Source organism: Reyranella sp. (assembly GCF_052439685.1).
Classification (GTDB): Bacteria; Pseudomonadota; Alphaproteobacteria; order Reyranellales; family Reyranellaceae; genus Reyranella.
Genome location: NZ_JBQVQG010000001.1, coordinates 23,037 through 40,023 on the forward strand (window position 1 = coordinate 23,037; position 16,987 = coordinate 40,023).

Consider the following 16,987-nt stretch of genomic DNA (forward strand, 5'->3'; position numbering starts at 1 on the left):
CGATGGTGACCCCCAAGCACTTTCTCGACCTCGACCAGGTCGATCCCAAGACGCTTCGCCAGATCCTGGATCGCGGCAAGGCGATGAAAAAGGCGCGGGCCAATGGCGGGCATGACCAGCCGCTGGCCGGCAAGACGCTCGCCATGATCTTCGAAAAGCCTTCGACACGCACCCGCGTGTCGTTCGAGGTGGGCATGCGCGAACTCGGCGGCCAGACGATCATGCTGGGCCGCGGCGACACCCAGCTCGGTCGCGGCGAGACGATCGCCGATACCGCGCGCGTGCTCAGCCGCTACGTCGACATCATCATGATGCGCACCACCGTCGAGGATAAACTCCTCGAGATGGCGAAATATGCGACCGTGCCGGTGATCAACGGACTGACCGACAAGACGCATCCCTGCCAGCTGATGGCCGACGTCATGACCTACGAGGAGCATCGCGGCTCCATCGAAGGCAAGTCGGTGGTCTGGTCCGGCGACGGCAACAACATGGCGACGTCGTGGATCCATGCCGCGGTCCAGTTCGACTTCGAGCTGCGCATTGCCTGCCCGCCCGAGCTGAAGCCGCCAGCGGACGTGGTCCAGTGGGCCGAGAAGTCCAAGGGCCGCATCTCGATCGGTCACGACCCCGAGAAGCTGGTGAAGGACGCCGACTGCGTCGTCACCGACACCTGGGTGTCGATGGGCGACGAGGATCCCGACAGCCCGAGCGCCGCGCGACGCCACAATCTGCTGCGCTCGTATCAGGTCGACAAGCACCTGATGAAGCAGGCCAAGAAGGACGCGATCTTCATGCACTGCCTGCCCGCGCATCGCGGCGAGGAAGTGACCGCCGAGGTGATCGACGGTCCGCAGTCGGTCGTGTTCGACGAAGCCGAGAACCGCCTCCACGCCCAGAAGAGCATTCTGGCCTGGTGCCTGTCTTGAATTCGCCATCGGGAGGATCTCCTTCCGATGACTGGGATCGCGTCCTCCCCTTCCAGCTGGACGCGCTCGGCGTGCGCGGGCGGCTGGTCCGGCTGGGCCCCGTCCTCGACGAGGTGATCGAACGCCACGGCTATCCCCTGGCCGTGGCGCGGCCGCTGGCCGAATCGATGGTGCTGTGCGCCACGCTCGCCACCTCGCTGAAATACGACGGCATCTTCACTCTCCAGCTCACGGGCGACGGACCGATCCGCCTGCTCGTGACCGACCTCACCAGCGACGGTGCGCTGCGCGGCTACGCGCAGTTCGACTCATGGAAACTCGCCATCGCGCTGGGCAGCGGCAACGAGGATGTTCCCGACGGCTACATCCCCAAACTGTTCGGCCAGGGCCGCCTCACCTTCACCGTCGACCAGGGTCAGTATACGGAGCGCTACCAGGGCGTGGTGCCGCTTGAGGGTGCGACGCTGGCGGACTGCGCCCACACCTATTTCCGCCAGTCCGAGCAGCTGCCGACCGGCATCAAGATCACGGCACGCCGCGACGACACGGGCGGCGGACACCGCTGGCATGCAGCCTCCCTCATGGTGCAGCAGATGCCCGAGTTCGACGCCGGCCGGCTGGACGTCGATGCCGAGCAGCGCGAGGACGACTGGCGCAAGGCCGTGATCCTGATGGCCTCGGCCACCGAGAAGGAAATGCTCGATCCGGCATTACCCGGCACCACCCTGCTGCACCGCCTGTTCCATCAGGAGCAGCCCAGGGTCTTCGAACGGCGCACCTTTGAAGCGCGCTGCCGCTGCAGCCGCGAGCGCATCGACAACGTGCTGCGCTCGATTCGCCGTGAGGAACTGGGCGACCTGCGCGACAAGACCGGCCGCGTCTCGGTGAAGTGCGAGTTCTGCTCGACCGAGTACACCTACGACGACGGCGACCTCGACCGCGTCTACACTGAGGTCGCTTAGATCACGACGACAGGGACGGGCGTTCAGGCCCATCCCCGGCGAAGGATCATGGCGGATGGTCGAAGACCGTCCGCGCTATTTTGGCAGCAGCGCCTGTACCTGCGTGACGGACCGCTTCAACGCCTCCTCCGGCGTGGCCTTGCCTGCCACGACCGACTCCATGACGTCGTAGATCACTTGGATCGCCTTGAGGCTGTTCTCGCCCGGGAAGCCGAGCCAGGCCGTCGTGCGCGCCCGTTGTGAGATGGCCGTGCGCATGTTGGGATTGTTCGCGTAGTAGTTGCCCAGTAGTTCGGGTGTATCGATTGCGATCTGGTTCGACGGCATGTAGCCGATATGGCGGACCATGATCGTCTGGCCGATCGGGCCGGCCGCGAACTTGATGAACTCCCAGGCCGCGGCCTGTTTGGCCGGGTCCTTCGCGAGGATCATCATCGTCGCGCCACCCGAGACGATCTTCGAATCGGGTCGCGGGCTGGGGAACGGCGCAGTGCCCAGCTCGAAGCGGTTGCCGATCTTGCTCGTGAAGCTGTTCACGCGCGCCGACGAAGACATATAGAATCCGATCTGGCCGGCAATGAAGGCCTGGGTCGCCTGTTCGTCGGTGAAGTTCGGCATGCCGCCCTCTCTTACGAGGTCGCGCAAAATTTCAAAGGTCTTGAGACCCGCCGGCGTATCGAAGCCGACCTTCTTCCCATCGGACGACAGCATCTGGCCATCGTGCGTGAACAGCAACTCCTGCCAGAGATAGTTGCCCGTCGTCGTCCACACCATGTAGGAACCATGGGTGTTGCTGGCGGCCTCATTGATCCTGTGCGCAAGCGCAAGCAGCTCGGGCCACGTTTTCGGCGGCAGGGCGGGATCGCCGCCCGCCTTGCGCAGCAGGTCTGCGTTGAAATAGAGGATCGGCGTCGAGAGCGCGAACGGCATGCCGTAGAGCTTGCCGTTCACGAGGCCGGTCGAGATCATGCCCGGCACGTAGCCCTGCTTTTCCCAATCCGCTTCCTTCGCCACGAAGCCGTCGAGAGCAACCGCGAGTTTGCGATCGACGAAGAGGTGCATGAGGTTGGTGCCGTTGAAGGCCACGTCCGGCATGCTGCCCGTTACGGCGCCGCGCAGCACGGCACTCGCAGTCTCCTCGTAGGCCTTGGTCGGCGCAAGGAGCTTCACTTGGATATCCGGCCGTTTCGCGGCGAACGCCTTCACGATCTCCTCGATCGGAGCCTGGTAGAGGTAGGGCTGCGGATAGAGCACGGTGATCTCGATTGCGCCGGCGCCGCGCATGCTCGCGAACACGAGCAGCAGTGTGGCGGAAACGAGGAAGAGCAGCCGCTTCATGAGAGAACTCGCTGGTTGTGAGAAATGAACACGGGACCGGCCTGCTTCACTTCGAGCCCAGCCAGGTCATGCCGTCGAGGAAGCGCCGCTGAGCCAGGACGAACAGGACGAGCAGCGGTGCTGCGATCATGAGCGCGCCGGCCAGCAGAGGGCCGTAGTCCGAACCGATTTCCTGGACCTGGAACAGCATCACGCCGAAAGGCGGAGTGGCCTTTGCACCAGACGTCACCACGACCGACGGCCAGAGGAGGTCGTTCCAGTGCGCCACGAGGGAGATGATGACGAGCGCCCCGATCGCTGGCGATATCATCGGCACGAGCAACCGGACCAGGATTTCGCCTTCGCCCAAACCGTCGAGTCGCGCCGCCTCGATCATCTCGTCGGGAACCCGAAGAAAGGCCTGCCGCAGCAGGAAGATGCCGAGCGGTGAGATCGTCCAGGGCAGGATGAGGCCGGCATAGGTGTCGATCAGCCCGACCCCTGCCGCCATGATGAAGAGCGGCAGCGCCAGCGCCGCCGGCGGAACCACCAGCCCCACCAGCACGGCCAGCCAGATTAGGCCCAGCCCCGGCACGCGGGCCTTTGCCAGCACGTAGGCCGAAGGAATCGCGACCAGAAGCTGGCACGCGATGATCGCAACACAGACGAACACTCCATTGGCCAGAAAGTGCAGCAATGGCGAGGCCGTGAGCGCGCGGGCATAGTTCTCGAAGCCGATCCAGCGGCTGGGCAGGAGATGAAACTGCGGCGAGAAGACATCCTCAGCGGGGAGCAGCGAGATCCGGATCGCCCACAGCAGCGGCAGCAACACCAGAACAGCGCCACTGACGAGCACGAAATGCCGCGCGAAACGGGCTGAGGTCATCGGGAACGTCCCGTGCGCGTCGCATAGAGCTGAACCAAACTCAGCGCCAGAACGACCGTGATGAAAAGGACCGTCGCGGCCGCCGCCAGGTTGGTTCGAAACAGAGAGAACGCTTCCTGATAGATGAAGTACAGCGCGACCAGTGTCGCCTTCTCCGGGCCGCCGCGCGTGATGATCGCAACCGTGTCGAAGACACGCAATGCGTGGATCGAGCTGAAGATGAGAACGAAAACGGTGATCGGCGCGAGATGTGGCAAGGTCACATGCCATAGCCGGTCGACAACCGAGCCGCGCCCGTCGAGTGCCACCGCCTCGACCAGCTCGTGCGGCACGGTCTTGAGACCCGCGAGGAAGAACAGCATTGCGAATCCTGCTTCGCTCCAGATACCGATCACCGCCAGCGTAGGCAGCGCCGCGTGCGGGTCCTGCAGCCAGTTGCCCGGCGCAAAGCCCAGCAGGCGCAGGATCTGCGGCACGGCGCCGACCGAAGGGCTGAGCAGCATCTGCCAGGCGACGGACATTGCCGCGAGGGTCGCCACCGATGGCAGAAAGAAGATCATGCGATAGAGCGCCTGCCCGCGGCCGCACTCGGCGATCAGCAGCGCCACGGCGAGCCCCATGAGAGTGGTGACCGGGACCACGAGGCCGACATAGCGGACGGTGTTCCAGACCGCGATCTGGAAGTCCTGATCCTCAAGCAACGTGCGAAAGGTCTCGAGACCCACGAACTGAGGAGGACCGCCGCCGAGATGCCAGTCGGTGAAGGCCGTAGCAGTCACGAGCGCCAGGGGGGCCAGTATCATGACGGCCAGCAGCAGCACTGCCGGCGCGAGCATAAGATAGGGGCCGGCACCGGAATTCCGCCGCGACCGAATCTGCTCCTCAGCCACGAGCCTAGGCCGCCATCGCCACGGGTAGTCCGGCAAGCCGTGAGCCATCCTCGGCGAAGTACAGAGCATCATCGGCGGAAATCGAGACGCAGACCTCGTCGCCGGGCTGGAACGCAAGGGCTCGACTGGCACGGGCAACGAGGACCACGGCATTGCCATCTCGGCCGGCGAGATGGACGAGGCCGTCATGTCCGTGATCCTCGATCCGCGCGACCCGCAGCAGAGGCCTGCTGTCGTCCTGCCCGCCGGCGATCCGCACCTGCTCGGGCCGAATTGCCACGCTTACCGCCTGGCCCGCCGAAGCGCTGAGCCGGACATCGAAGACGAAGCCGGCGGCGTGCACGCGACCCGCCGCGTCGGTCGCGCCGTCCAGGACGTTGATCGTCGGCGTGCCGACGAAGCGCGCGACCGCGAGAGAGACGGGATTGCGATAGATCTCCGCCGGCGTTCCGAACTGGGCAACCCGACCTCCGAGCATCACTGCGACGCGGTCGGAAATTGCCAACGCCTCACCCTGGTCGTGCGTGACGAAGACGCACGCGACCCCGAAGGCTCGCTGGATCTGCACGATCTCGTCACGCGCTTGCACCCGGACCTTGGCATCGAGGCTGGAGAGAGGCTCGTCCAGCAGAAGCAACCGGCTGTCGCGCACCAGGGCGCGGCCGATTGCAACGCGTTGCCGCTGCCCACCGGACAGCCGCGCGGGCACGCGGTCGATCACGCCTCCGATGTCGAGGCGGGCGGCGATATCGTCGACCGCGCCGTCGATCTCGCGCTCGATCGACCGCACCGACGCCGAGAGACGCAACGGTCCGAGCAGTCGTTGGAGCCGGGTCAGCCGGCGGGCGCGCAGCGGCAGGGCGATGTTCTGACGGCCGGTGAGATGCGGGTAGAGGGCCAGCGACTGGAAGACCATCGCCACGTTACGTGCCCCCGGCGGCAGGCCGGAGACATCGCGCGCCCCGATCTGCACCGTGCCGCGGTCGGCTTGCTCCAGGCCGGCGACGATCCGCAAGAGAGTCGACTTTCCGCAGCCCGAGGGGCCGACCAGGCTCACGATCTCACCCTCGCCGACGGCAAGATCGATGTCCGCCAGCACGGATCCCGAGCCGAACGACTTGCAGACACCTCGTATGCTGAGAGCCGACGCGCTGCCCTCGACGCTCCGCCTGGTCACGCGAAGGCCGGGGTCATGGGTTCCATCGGAATGGTGAGTGCCTTGCGGTCGGGAATGTTGACCCCCCCGCGCACCGTGCCGCGCTCGATATGGACCCAGCGCTCGGCGATCGCGGGATGCAGCTCGCGGCCGTCTGGTAGTGAAATCCAGATGCGCATGAGGTGGCGCTTCTTGGCGGGATCCGGCCCATCCTCAAACGGCGTACGAGAGTGGAATACGACGTGGTTATGCACGAACTGGAAGTCACCCGCTTCGAACGGAATCTTCACCGAGAAGGCCGGGTCGCTGCAGATCGAGAAGAAAAGTTCTGCTGCCTGCCACTGCTGCCCGGTCATGGGTGGCGCCTCGGTGAAGCGGCGAGCTGATTTGAGGTACTCGAGCAGAGGCGCGTATCCGGTGAAGGTGCCGCTCTGCCACATGAACACCGGAATGTGCATCCAGGGGAACTTGCCTTCCGGCACTTCGCCGCGGCGATCGACCGTGACCGGCTGGTAGAGCGTACGGCAGAGATCGGGCGCCAGACGCATCATCTCGTCGTGCACGGCGATGGCGCTGACCAGCGCGCTCTCGCCCCCGGCCATCGCGGTATGCAGGCAGCAAAGGCCGACCACATCGCAGGAGTCCGAATGAAACGACAGGCCGGCTGAGGTCTGGGTCAGGCGCTTGTTGTAGTCGTCGACCTTCGTCCCGATGTCGATGACGTGGCCGATCATGTGGCCGTTGCGATTCTGCGGAACGATGTCGCCGAGATGCGAGGCCAGCCCCCAGTACATGCGCATGATCGTGTCGCGATCGTACTTGTGCACCGGCAAGCCGCGCAGATAGCCGAAGCCGTAGCGATCCATGATGTCTGCACGCAGGACGGCGATCTTTGCCGCGAGGGTCGGCAGGGGGAAATGCTCGCGGCGCAGATCGAGGATGTCACCGGCCTCGGTCCTTGAGTGGCCGGCCGCCGCCTCCAGCTCGGCCACTTCCTGATCCGTCAGATGGTGGATCCACGAATTGTCCGCAGCAAGATCGGCGCTCTTCCAAGCCAACCGGCCTCCGATCGGACCTGGCGCCGGGTCGAGCCCGGGCATGCTGTTCGGTTGGTTCAAGACCTCGCCTCCAAGCGCGTGAAACGTCGACGCACGGAAACTAAGGGGCGGAGAATACGCTTTGATAACAAAGCCAGAGGCCTAGCTTATCGCAAGGTATCACCGATTCTTATCCGGCCACGCCCATGGGGCACGTTCCTGCTGGTACGCCGCCGACGCACGGATTTCCGACAAGAGAGTGCGCAATCCGGAGTCGAGCACCTTGTCGGTGCGCAGTACAAGCGAAAGGCGGCGGCGCACGGGCTGCGCAAGGGGGCGGCGCACGATCGTGTCAGGCATCGATCTCGTTGCCAGATCCGGAATCAGCGACACACCCAGGCCAGCCCCCACCAACACCTTGATGGCCTCGATGCTGCCAAGCTCCATGATGGGAATGGGACTGACGCCCCCCACCCGAAACCAAGCGTTGACGACGTCCCGCGTACCGCCGGCCGGGTCGAACAGGATCAGCGGCAGGTGCGAGAAACTCCGCGGCTGCAACAGGTCTGGAAGCTGAGTTTCCAGTCGCTTCGGCAGGATGGCGACCAACTCGTCGTCGAAGACATGCTCCAGGTGGATCGAAGGATTCGACTTGAGCTCGTCCGCAGTCACCAATCCGACATCGATCGCGCCCTCCTCGACGCCGGACACGATATCCGACGTGTTGCCCGTCACCACGACCAGCTGCAGGTTCGGCATTGAGGCCTGAGCACGTGCCAACGGTTCAGGCAGGAAATGAATGCAAGCCGTGGCGCCCGTACCCAGGCGGACCAAGCCCGTATCGGCGTCACGGAACGGAGCAATGGCTGGCTCGATTTGATCGAGCGCGGCAAAAGCGCGCCGCACGGGCTCGAGCATCGCGCGACCAGAAGGCGTCGGGAGCATGCGGATACCGACCCGTTCGATCAGGCGAACGCGCAGCAGCGTCTCCAGCTCCTGCAGCTGCTGACTTACGGCTGGCTGCGTGACTCCCAGGCTACGCGCAGCCATCGAGGCACTGCCATTCTGGGCGGTTAGCAGAAAAGCGCGCAATTGGCGCAAGGTGATAGCCGCCTTTGCGTTACTCCTCGGTCTGATCGCCACGGTCGAGACTCGTTCGCTCGCAACTTCGGGTGCGCGCAGTTGCGGGCCGATCCCGCGATCATCATAAGCAAGATTGAAGCACAGCCCCGAGAACCTCTTATGACGATCCGCGCCACGAGACGATGCTCAGTCAAAGCACAGTGGCAGAGGCTGATGCTCTCAGATGTACATAGGCGAGATAGTTGGCTTCATGCCATTTGGCATGGAACTTCCGCGCCAGATCTTCCAGTGCGTCACGCGACATCGCGTCTCTGGTCTCCACAAGGAAGCGACGGAGCTGGCCAGCCTTAATGACGTCGATGCCCGAGATTCGCGACTGGCAAACCACAATGGCTTCCAGGGCAATCTTCTTCTGCGCCAGGGACCAAGCCTGGACGCGCTCCACTTCCGGAGGCCGCCCACTTGATGTCCGCAGGAACGATCCCAGCACATGCTCCAGCGGGAGCATCTCGGCCTCGCTTGGGGCGAGAGCGCCGGTGCCGTCATCGGCAATGTAAATCCGCTCCCCGTTGATTTCCAATTCCCTGCCGAGCAAGCGTCGGATAATGGGTGCCAACCGCGCGATCATCGTCGGATGCTAGGCTACTCACGTTTCACCTGGATGATCGCAAGAGCGACGGCGCTTTATGCGCCCCATAAGATAAAGTGATTGCAAGACCGCGCGCCATGCCCACGCCGTTGCCGCAGGGGCCGAGCATGCCATCACGCTCAGGGCGACGGTTGATGGCTATCCGTTCGGCATCAGTACCTGCCGGACCGTGGCGACATCCTGCAGCCGGTCGAAGCCCTCGTTGAGCTGATCGAAGCCGATGCGCTGGCTGACCATGCGGTCGACCGGCAGCTTGCCCTGCTGGTAGAGCGCGATGAAGCGCGGGATGTCCCGCACCGGCACGCAACTGCCCATGTAGGAGCCCTTGATCGTCTTCTCCTCGCTGACGAGGCCGCTCTGCCTGAAAGAGAAGTCGGCGGCGATCGGGGAGAGGCCCGCCGTGACCGTCGTGCCGCCCCAGCGCGTCACCAGATAGGCCGTCTCCATCGCCTTGATGGTGCCGGCGAGATCGAAGGCGTAGTCGACGCCGCCGTTGGTGAGATCGCGCACCTGCGTGACATGGTCGACGTCCTTGGCATTCACCGTGTCCGTCGCGCCGAGCTGTCGGGCGAGGCCGAGCTTCTCGTCGGAGAGGTCGATGGCCACGATGCGGCCGGCACCCGCGAGTACCGCGCCCATCAGGCCGCTCAAGCCCACACCACCGAGGCCGACAATGGCCACCGAACTGCCCGGCTCGATCTTGCCGGTGTTCACGACCGCGCCCACGCCCGTCACGACGGCGCAGCCGAACAGGGCGGCGACGTCGAGCGGCAGGCTGCGGTCGATGACCACGATCGAGCCGCGATCGACCACGGCATATTCGGCGTAGCAGGAAACGCCCGAGTGATGGTTCACAGGCTTGCCGTCCATGTGCAGACGGTGATGGCCCGAGAGCAGCTGGCCCGCGGCGCGCGGACTGATCGAGCGCTCGCAGATATAAGGTCGGCCTTCGAGGCAACGCCGGCAACGGCCACAGCTCACGTTGAAAGTGAAGCAGACATGGTCGCCAACCTTCACATCGTGCACGCCGGAACCCACCTCGACGATCTCGCCCGAGCCCTCATGGCCCAGCACGATCGGCACGGGGCGCGGCCGGTCGCCGTTGATCAGCGACAGGTCGGAATGGCAGAGGCCCCCTCCCCCCACCTTGACCAGGACTTCGCCCTCGCCCGGCGGGTCGAGATCGACCTCGACGACCTGGATGGGCTTTGACTTCGCGAAGGGGCGGGGCGCACCGCAGACCGTGAGAACGCCGGCTTTCATCTTCATGCGATTCCTCCATCGACCCGGACCAGCGATCCGGTGGTGAAACTCGATTTGCTCGACGCGAGATAGAGTGCGGCCGTCACGATTTCCTCCGGCTGGCCACTTCTCTTGAGGGCCGCCGTGGGATTGGCCTTGTGCTCCTCCGGCCAGCCCTTGGACACGTCGGTCAGGAAGCGGCCCGGCGAGATCGTGTTCACCCTCACCTTCGGCCCGTATTCGAAGGCGAAGGCCTCAGTGAGGGCGTTGAGCGCCGCCTTGGCGCCGGCATAGGGTGCGATCTGCGGGCGCGGACGCAGGGCGCCGGCGCTGGAGACGTTGATGATCGAGCCGCCCTCGCCCGCCGCCATGCGGCTGCCGACCAGCGACATCAGGCGGAACGGCGCCTTGAAGTTCAGCGACACGATGCGGTCGAAGAGCTGCTCCGAGGTCTCCAACGACGAGGGGGCGAGCGGCGAGGAGCCGGCATTGTTCACCAGGATGTCGATCTTCCCGAAGGCCGCGTAGGCCGCCTCCACCATGCCGTCGAGTTCCTGCCAGTTGGCGACGTTGCAGGCATAGGTTGCCGCCTTGCGGCCCATCGTCCGTACCTCCGCCGCGACCTTGTCGCAGGTCTCCAGCTTGCGGCTGGTGATGAAGATGTCGGCACCGTGCTCGGCGAAGGCCTTCACCATCTGGTAGCCCAGCCCGCGGCTGCCGCCGGTAACGAGGGCAACCTTGCCCGTGAGGTCGAAGTGATTGGTCATGAAAGCGCCCAGTCAAAAAAGGATCATGACAGAAGCATAGCGCCACTTCCTTGCGTAGTGGCATGTCACTTGCTTAGTCTGTCTCGGAGCGAAACAGCAGGCCGTCATGAGCATCCACGTCGCGCTGCATCATCGGACGACCTATCGGTACGACCGACCCATCGAACTGGGGCCGCAGATCGTGCGTCTGCGTCCGGCACCCCATAGCCGGACCCCCGTCATTTCCTATTCGCTGAAGGTCACCCCGGCCCAGCATTTCATCAACTGGCAGCAGGATCCGCAGGGAAACCACCTCGCCCGGCTGGTCTTTCCCGAGAAGACCGACCTTTTCGAGGTTACCGTCGACCTGGTGGCCGACATGTCGGTCATCAATCCCTTCGACTTCTTCCTCGAACCCGCGGCGGAGACATGGCCCTTCGCCTACGACCCGGCGCTTGCCGAGGAGATCGCGCCGTTCCGCAAGCTGGAACCGCTCGGGCCGAAACTGTCGGCCTGGCTCGCCACGGTCGACCGCAAGGAACAACGCACCATCGATTTCATCGTCGGCCTCAATGCCCGGCTGCAGCAGGAGATCGGCTACATCGTACGGATGGAGCCCGGCGTGCAGAGCTGCGAGGAGACCCTCGCCAGCACCAAGGGGTCGTGCCGCGACACCGGCTGGCTGCTGGTCATGATCATGCGCCACCTGGGCTTCGCCGCGCGGTTCGCGTCGGGCTACCTGATCCAGCTCGTGGCCGACGAGAAGCCGCTCGAGGGGCCCGACGGGCCGACACACGATTTCACCGACCTCCACGCCTGGTGCGAGGTCTACCTGCCGGGCGCCGGCTGGATCGGGCTCGACCCGACCTCGGGCCTGCTGACGGGCGAAGGACACATCCCGCTCGCCTGCACGCCCGAGCCATCGAGCGCGGCTCCGATCGAAGGCGCGATCGAGAAGGCCGAAGTCGAGTTCGAGCATGCGATGACGGTGTCGCGCGTGCGTGAGACGCCGCGCACCACCAAGCCCTACACCGACGAACAGTGGGCCACCCTGCTCAAAGTGGGCGAAGCGATCGAACTCGATATCGGCAAGCATGACGTGCGCCTCACCATGGGTGGAGAGCCGACCTTCGTGTCGGTCGACGACATGGACGGTCCGGAATGGAACACGCTGGCGCTCGGCCCCGAGAAGCGGCGGCTGGCCGGCGTGCTGTTCCGCAAGCTCGCGAATCGTTTCGCGACGGGACCGCTGCTGCATTTCGGCCAGGGCAAATGGTATCCCGGCGAACAACTGCCGCGCTGGGCGCTTGGTTGCTACTGGCGCAAGGACGGCGAACCGATCTGGCGAAACCCGCAACTCTATGCGCTGGAATCCAAGCCGGTCGGCGCCACGGTCGAGGCCGCGCACCGCTTCGCGCTCGCCTTCGCGCAGCGCCTCCAGCTCGATCCCGACTACCTTTTCCCAGCTTACGAGGACACCTGGTACTATCTGTGGCGCGAGCGGCGCCTGCCCAGCAACATCGTGGTCGACGAGGCCAAGGTGAAGGATCCGCTGGAGCGCGAGCGCCTGGCGCGCGTCTTCGAGAAAGGGCTCGAAAGCTCGGTCGGCTACGTGCTGCCGGTTATTCGGGATCAAAATGGGCGCGACCATAACGGGCGCAGTAACGGGCATGGCCCCGGACAAGGGCATGCGCCGCGCTGGAAGAGCGGCCCGTGGTTCCTGCGTTCCGAGAAGTGCTACCTGATTCCCGGCGACTCCGCGATCGGCTACCGCCTGCCGCTCGATTCGCTGCCCTGGGCGGCACCCGGCGACACCGACATCATCGTGCAGCCCGACCCAATGGCGCCGCATCCCGACCTGCCGCCGCTCGACGCCTTCCGGCGCGCGCCGGTGCTGCGCCGCCAGGAGCCGGGCCTCGCGGTCGATACGGCCGGCGATGCCGAGGCGCGTCGCGAGGCGTGGCGCCGTGCGCTGGCGCCCAACACGGGATCAGGCCCCGCCATCGGCATGTCGGCCGCCGGGATCGTGCGCACCGCGATGGCTTTCGAGCCGCGCGACGGACATCTCCACGTCTTCATGCCGCCGACAGAGCGCATGGAGGATTATCTCGACCTCGTGACGGCGCTCGAGGACACCGCCGAGGAACTGGGCCAGCCGATCTTCCTCGAAGGCTACACACCGCCCAACGATCCGCGCGTGCTGAACTTCAGCGTCACGCCCGATCCCGGCGTGATCGAGGTCAACATTCACCCCTCGGCGAACTGGACCGATCTCGTGGAACGCACGGAGATCGTCTACGAGGAAGCGCGCACGACCAGGCTCGGGGCGCAGAAATTCATGATCGACGGGCGCCACACCGGCACCGGCGGCGGCAACCATTTCGTGCTGGGCGGACCGACGGCCGCCGATTCGCCGATGCTGCGTCGGCCCGATCTCTTGAAGAGCCTTCTGGGCTATTGGCTCAACCACCCCTCGCTCTCCTATCTCTTCTCGGGCCTGTTCATCGGCCCGACCAGCCAGCACCCGCGTGTGGACGAAGCGCGCAACGATGCGCTGCACGAGCTGGAGATCGCCTTCAAACAGATCGCGCCGGGCCGCCAGACTCCGCCGTGGCTGGTCGACCGCGTGTTCCGCAACCTGCTGGTTGACGCGACCGGCAATGCCCATCGCACCGAGTTCTGCATCGACAAGCTCTTCACGCCCGACGCCGCAGCCGGCCGTCGCGGCCTGCTCGAGCTGCGCGCCTTCGAGATGCCGCCGCATTGGCGCATGAGTGTGGCGCAGCAGGCGCTATTGCGTGGTCTGGTCGCCAGGTTCTGGGACCGTCCCTACGAGCGGCCGCTCAGCCGCTGGGGCACGCGCCTGCATGACGATTTCATGCTGCCGCATTTCGTGTGGCAGGACTTCAACGATGTGCTCTCCGACCTCGGCGAGGCAGGTTACGATTTCGCACCCGAGTGGTTCGCCCCGCATTTCGAGTTTCGCTTCCCGCGGCTCGGCGAAGTGGCGCAGCGCGGGCTCGAACTCGAGCTGCGGCACGCGCTGGAGCCGTGGCACGTGCTGGGCGAGGAGCCGGGCGGCGGCGGCACGGTGCGCTACGTCGATTCCACCGTCGAGCGGCTGCAGGTCAAGGTCGCCGGCCTCAACGACCAACGTCATGTCATCGCCTGCAACGGCTGGAAACTGCCGCTGCGCGCCACCGGCACGGCCGGTGAATACGTGGCCGGCGTGCGTTATCGCGCGTGGGCGGCAGCGAACTCGCTGCACCCGACGATCGGCGTGCATGCGCCCCTCACCTTCGACATCCACGATACGTGGAGCGGCCGATCGATCGGCGGCTGCACCTATCACGTGGCCCATCCGGGCGGCCGCAACTACGACCGCATGCCTGTCAATGCCAACGAGGCCGAAGCGCGCCGCCGAGCCCGCTTCTTCGCCATCGGACATACCGGCGGCCCCGCGCCGGAACCGCGGCCGCTCGACAATCCCGAGCATCCGCTGACGCTCGACCTGCGGCGGGCCGAGGGCCTATAGTCGCCCGCCTCACAGGCAGTCCATCGTTCGCTTCCTCATTTGTTTCCGGGCCCATGGAGTCGTTGCGCGGCCTCTCTTCCTCGCCGGCGAGCGCGTACGACGAACTGGTCACCGGCCAGAAGTCGATCCGCTATCACTGGCAAGGCATCCTGAGCGTCATCCGCTCGCTGCCCAATGGGCTTGGCGAGCGGGTCGAAAGCGCGCGTCGGCAGCTCGAGGAGTCGGGAGCGACCGTCAACCTGCTGGACGATCGCGGCGCTGCCCGCTGGACTTTCGACCCCCTGCCGATGGTCATCACGCCCGACGAATGGGCGGGCATCGAAGCCGGCCTGATTCAGCGCGCCAAACTGCTCGACGGGGTGCTGGCCGATGTCTATGGCCCGCAGACGCTCCTGAAGCAGCAGCTCCTGCCGCCGATGCTGGTCCACGCCAACCGGCACTTTCTGCGACCGGCCCGGGTCACCGACGGCGCCGCGCCGAGCCGGTTCCTCGGCAACTATGCGGTCGACCTGGTGCGACTGAGCAACGGTCGCTGGCACGTCCTGGCCGACCATACCGAGCTTCCGGCGGGCGTGGGTTACGCCCTCGAAATGCGGCGCGTGCTGGCGCGCAGCCTGCCGGAGGCCTTCCGCTCCATTCCCGTCCGCCATCTCCGGCCCTTCGTCGACCGCTGGCACGAGTCTCTGCGCTCGATGGCCCCGCCCGCCGTCTCGCAGCCCAACATGGCGGTTCTGACGCCGGGCTCGCTCTCGGCCACCTATTTCGAGCACGTCTATCTGTCGCGCATACTGGGCGTTCCACTGGTCGAAGGCGGCGACATGGTCGCGCGCGACGGCAAGGTTTCGATCAAGACGCTGGCCGGTCTCCGCTCCGTGCATGTGCTGCTGCGGCGCCTCGACAGCGCCTTCGCCGACCCGCTGGAATTGCGTGCCGATTCCGCGCTGGGCGTCACCGGCCTGGTGGAGGCAACGCGCAGCGGTAACATCTCGCTCGCCAATGCGCTGGGATCGGGGGTCGTCGAGACTCCCGCGATGATGCCCTTTCTCGAACGCCTGAGCGAACACCTGCTGGGCGAGAAGCTGCGGATGCCATCGCTCGACGTCTGGTGGCTGGGTGAGCCGGCGGCGCTGCGCTTCGCGCTGGCCAATCTCGACCTCATGATCGTGCGCCCCTGCCTCGCCCAGGACCGTGAGCCCATCGTCGTGGGCATGCTGGAGCCGGCCGAGCGAGCGGCGTTGGTCGAGCGTATCCGAGCCCAGCCCGGCCAGTATGTCGCCCAGTATCCCATGACGCCGTCGCTCACGCCGAAGTGGGACGGGCAGTCGCTGGTGCCGTCCGCCGTCGTGCTGCGGGCCTTCGTCGTCGCCGACCACGACACCTATCACGTGCTGCCAGGCGGCCTCGCCCGCGAGCCCGAGGGCGACACCGCCCTGCGCTCGCTGAACCGCCTGCACGGCACGCTGAAGGACGTCTGGGTGCTGGCCGAGGACGCGGCCGACGTGCAACTGCCGACCACCCGGCGTTTTCACCAGCTCGCCGTCGAGCGCGGCACTGCCGACCTGCAGAGCCGCGTCGCCGACAATCTCTTCTGGCTCGGCCGCTACATCGAGCGTCTGGACAACGATGCGCGCCTGCTGCGCACCACGGCGGCGCGTGTGGCGCAGGGTGCCGTGGGTCCACGCGATGCCGTCGAACTGAGGCTACTCGGCCGGCTGCTCGACACGACCAACCTGATGGATCACTCGTCGGCCCTGGCGCCGCCGGAGAGCGCCTTGTTCCAGCAGGGTCTGGCAGGCGTCGCAGCCGACGATCGCGGCCTCGCCACCGTGCTGGATGGCATCCAGCGGCTCACCGCCACGATGCGCGACCGTTTCTCCGTCGACATGACGACGGCCGCCGGTCCGGAGATGGTCGAGGTCCGCAAGCGTCTGCTGGCGGCGCGCGGCAACCTCGATCGGCTGCTGGCCGCGCTGGACGAGATCGTGCGCTTCGTCGCCACGCTGTCGGGTCTGGCGCAGGAGAACATGACGCGCGGTACCGGCTGGCGATTCCTGGATCTCGGCCGGCGTATCGAACGCGGGCTGCACGTGCTGACCGCAGCGCTGAGCCCTTTCACCCAATCTCCGATCGACTGGTACGCCGCGATGCGCCTGGCGCTCGAACTGTGCGACAGCACCATCACCTATCGCACGCGCTATCTCGGGCAGCTGCAGCCGGCCCCCGTGCTCGATCTCGTCATGCTCGACGACGCCAACCCGCGCGGCCTGGTGTTCCAGCTTCGCACCATCAAGGGACATCTCGACTATCTGGCGCGCGCCTCGGGCGTCCGGGTCGCCGCCCTTCCGGACTCTCTGGAAGCGGATCTGGAAGCCGTCGTTCGTCAGTTCGGCGGCGACGAGCAGGCGTGGCGCCACGAAGGGCTGGCGCTCGCCATGCTGCGCGACGTCGCATCGGACACCGAACAGCAGCTCGACAAGCTCTCGGAGGCCCTCACGCGCGCCTACTTCTCCCACGTGCCGGCGGCCCAGGCCGTGGGTTCCTCGGGTGGTGACTGA

The 16,987-nt window shown here is 65.9% G+C and carries 13 protein-coding genes; 4 read left to right on the plus strand and 9 right to left on the minus strand.

What is annotated here, in order from left to right; translation table 11 throughout:
* The first annotated feature begins 2 nt into the window (after positions 1 to 2).
* Both argF and hslO read left to right on the plus strand, forming a co-directional pair.
* Positions 3 to 929: an ornithine carbamoyltransferase gene (gene argF, locus ACT6UX_RS00110; RefSeq protein WP_444773108.1), complete on the plus strand. Its 927-nt coding sequence runs from the start codon at positions 3 to 5 to the stop codon at positions 927 to 929.
* Positions 917 to 1,891, plus strand: a complete 975-nt coding sequence (gene hslO, locus ACT6UX_RS00115) for an Hsp33 family molecular chaperone HslO (protein WP_444773109.1) — start codon at positions 917 to 919, stop codon at positions 1,889 to 1,891. Before argF ends, hslO begins: the two co-directional genes overlap by 13 nt.
* Before the next feature lie 75 nt (positions 1,892 to 1,966).
* Here the strand turns inward: hslO and ACT6UX_RS00120 are convergent, their stop codons facing one another.
* From ACT6UX_RS00120 to ACT6UX_RS00160, 9 genes are all read right to left on the minus strand, one after another.
* A complete protein-coding gene (locus ACT6UX_RS00120) occupies positions 1,967 to 3,229 on the minus strand; it encodes an ABC transporter substrate-binding protein (protein ID WP_444773110.1) in 1,263 nt (420 codons plus the stop codon).
* Positions 3,230 to 3,275: 46 nt separating this feature from the next.
* Complete coding sequence (locus tag ACT6UX_RS00125; protein WP_444773111.1) at positions 3,276 to 4,094, minus strand: carbohydrate ABC transporter permease; 819 nt, start codon at positions 4,092 to 4,094, stop codon at positions 3,276 to 3,278.
* Positions 4,091 to 4,984 (minus strand): carbohydrate ABC transporter permease, encoded by an 894-nt coding sequence (locus tag ACT6UX_RS00130; RefSeq protein ID WP_444773112.1) that lies wholly within the window; start codon positions 4,982 to 4,984, stop codon positions 4,091 to 4,093. The genes ACT6UX_RS00125 and ACT6UX_RS00130 overlap by 4 nt, the downstream gene beginning before the upstream one ends.
* 4 nt (positions 4,985 to 4,988) lie before the next feature.
* A complete protein-coding gene (locus tag ACT6UX_RS00135) occupies positions 4,989 to 6,161 on the minus strand; it encodes an ABC transporter ATP-binding protein (protein WP_444773113.1) in 1,173 nt (390 codons plus the stop codon).
* Positions 6,158 to 7,198, minus strand: coding sequence for a TauD/TfdA family dioxygenase (locus ACT6UX_RS00140; RefSeq protein ID WP_444773114.1), 1,041 nt, complete (start codon positions 7,196 to 7,198; stop codon positions 6,158 to 6,160). The genes ACT6UX_RS00135 and ACT6UX_RS00140 overlap by 4 nt, the downstream gene beginning before the upstream one ends.
* Before the next feature lie 159 nt (positions 7,199 to 7,357).
* Positions 7,358 to 8,320 carry a LysR family transcriptional regulator gene (locus tag ACT6UX_RS00145; protein WP_444773115.1) on the minus strand — a complete coding sequence of 321 codons (963 nt, stop codon included), beginning with the start codon at positions 8,318 to 8,320 and terminating at the stop codon, positions 7,358 to 7,360.
* A 130-nt stretch (positions 8,321 to 8,450) separates the two neighbouring features.
* Positions 8,451 to 8,888, minus strand: a complete 438-nt coding sequence (locus ACT6UX_RS00150; protein ID WP_444773116.1) for a hypothetical protein — start codon at positions 8,886 to 8,888, stop codon at positions 8,451 to 8,453.
* 159 nt (positions 8,889 to 9,047) lie between these two features.
* On the minus strand, positions 9,048 to 10,178 hold the full coding sequence (locus ACT6UX_RS00155; RefSeq protein WP_444773117.1) for a zinc-binding dehydrogenase: 1,131 nt from the start codon (positions 10,176 to 10,178) through the stop codon (positions 9,048 to 9,050).
* Positions 10,175 to 10,918, minus strand: a complete 744-nt coding sequence (locus ACT6UX_RS00160; RefSeq protein WP_444773118.1) for an SDR family NAD(P)-dependent oxidoreductase — start codon at positions 10,916 to 10,918, stop codon at positions 10,175 to 10,177. Before ACT6UX_RS00160 ends, ACT6UX_RS00155 begins: the two co-directional genes overlap by 4 nt.
* Positions 10,919 to 11,024: 106 nt before the next feature.
* Between ACT6UX_RS00160 and ACT6UX_RS00165 the strand changes: the two genes are divergently transcribed.
* Together ACT6UX_RS00165 and ACT6UX_RS00170 are read left to right on the plus strand one after the other, a co-directional pair.
* Positions 11,025 to 14,432, plus strand: coding sequence for a transglutaminase family protein (locus ACT6UX_RS00165; protein ID WP_444773119.1), 3,408 nt, complete (start codon positions 11,025 to 11,027; stop codon positions 14,430 to 14,432).
* A 53-nt stretch (positions 14,433 to 14,485) separates the two neighbouring features.
* A complete protein-coding gene (locus ACT6UX_RS00170; RefSeq protein WP_444773120.1) occupies positions 14,486 to 16,987 on the plus strand; it encodes a circularly permuted type 2 ATP-grasp protein in 2,502 nt (833 codons plus the stop codon).

Excerpts from the sequence above, each read along its gene's own strand:
- argF (WP_444773108.1), top strand. The coding sequence starts at position 3 with ATGGTGACCCCCAAGCACTTTCTCGACCTCGACCAGGTCGATCCCAAG.
- ACT6UX_RS00120 (WP_444773110.1), bottom strand. The coding sequence starts at position 3,229 with ATGAAGCGGCTGCTCTTCCTCGTTTCCGCCACACTGCTGCTCGTGTTC.
- ACT6UX_RS00125 (WP_444773111.1), bottom strand. The coding sequence starts at position 4,094 with ATGACCTCAGCCCGTTTCGCGCGGCATTTCGTGCTCGTCAGTGGCGCT.
- ACT6UX_RS00150 (WP_444773116.1), bottom strand. The coding sequence starts at position 8,888 with ATGATCGCGCGGTTGGCACCCATTATCCGACGCTTGCTCGGCAGGGAA.
- ACT6UX_RS00155 (WP_444773117.1), bottom strand. The coding sequence starts at position 10,178 with ATGAAGATGAAAGCCGGCGTTCTCACGGTCTGCGGTGCGCCCCGCCCC.
- ACT6UX_RS00160 (WP_444773118.1), bottom strand. The coding sequence starts at position 10,918 with ATGACCAATCACTTCGACCTCACGGGCAAGGTTGCCCTCGTTACCGGC.
- ACT6UX_RS00165 (WP_444773119.1), top strand. The coding sequence starts at position 11,025 with ATGAGCATCCACGTCGCGCTGCATCATCGGACGACCTATCGGTACGAC.
- ACT6UX_RS00170 (WP_444773120.1), top strand. The coding sequence starts at position 14,486 with ATGGAGTCGTTGCGCGGCCTCTCTTCCTCGCCGGCGAGCGCGTACGAC.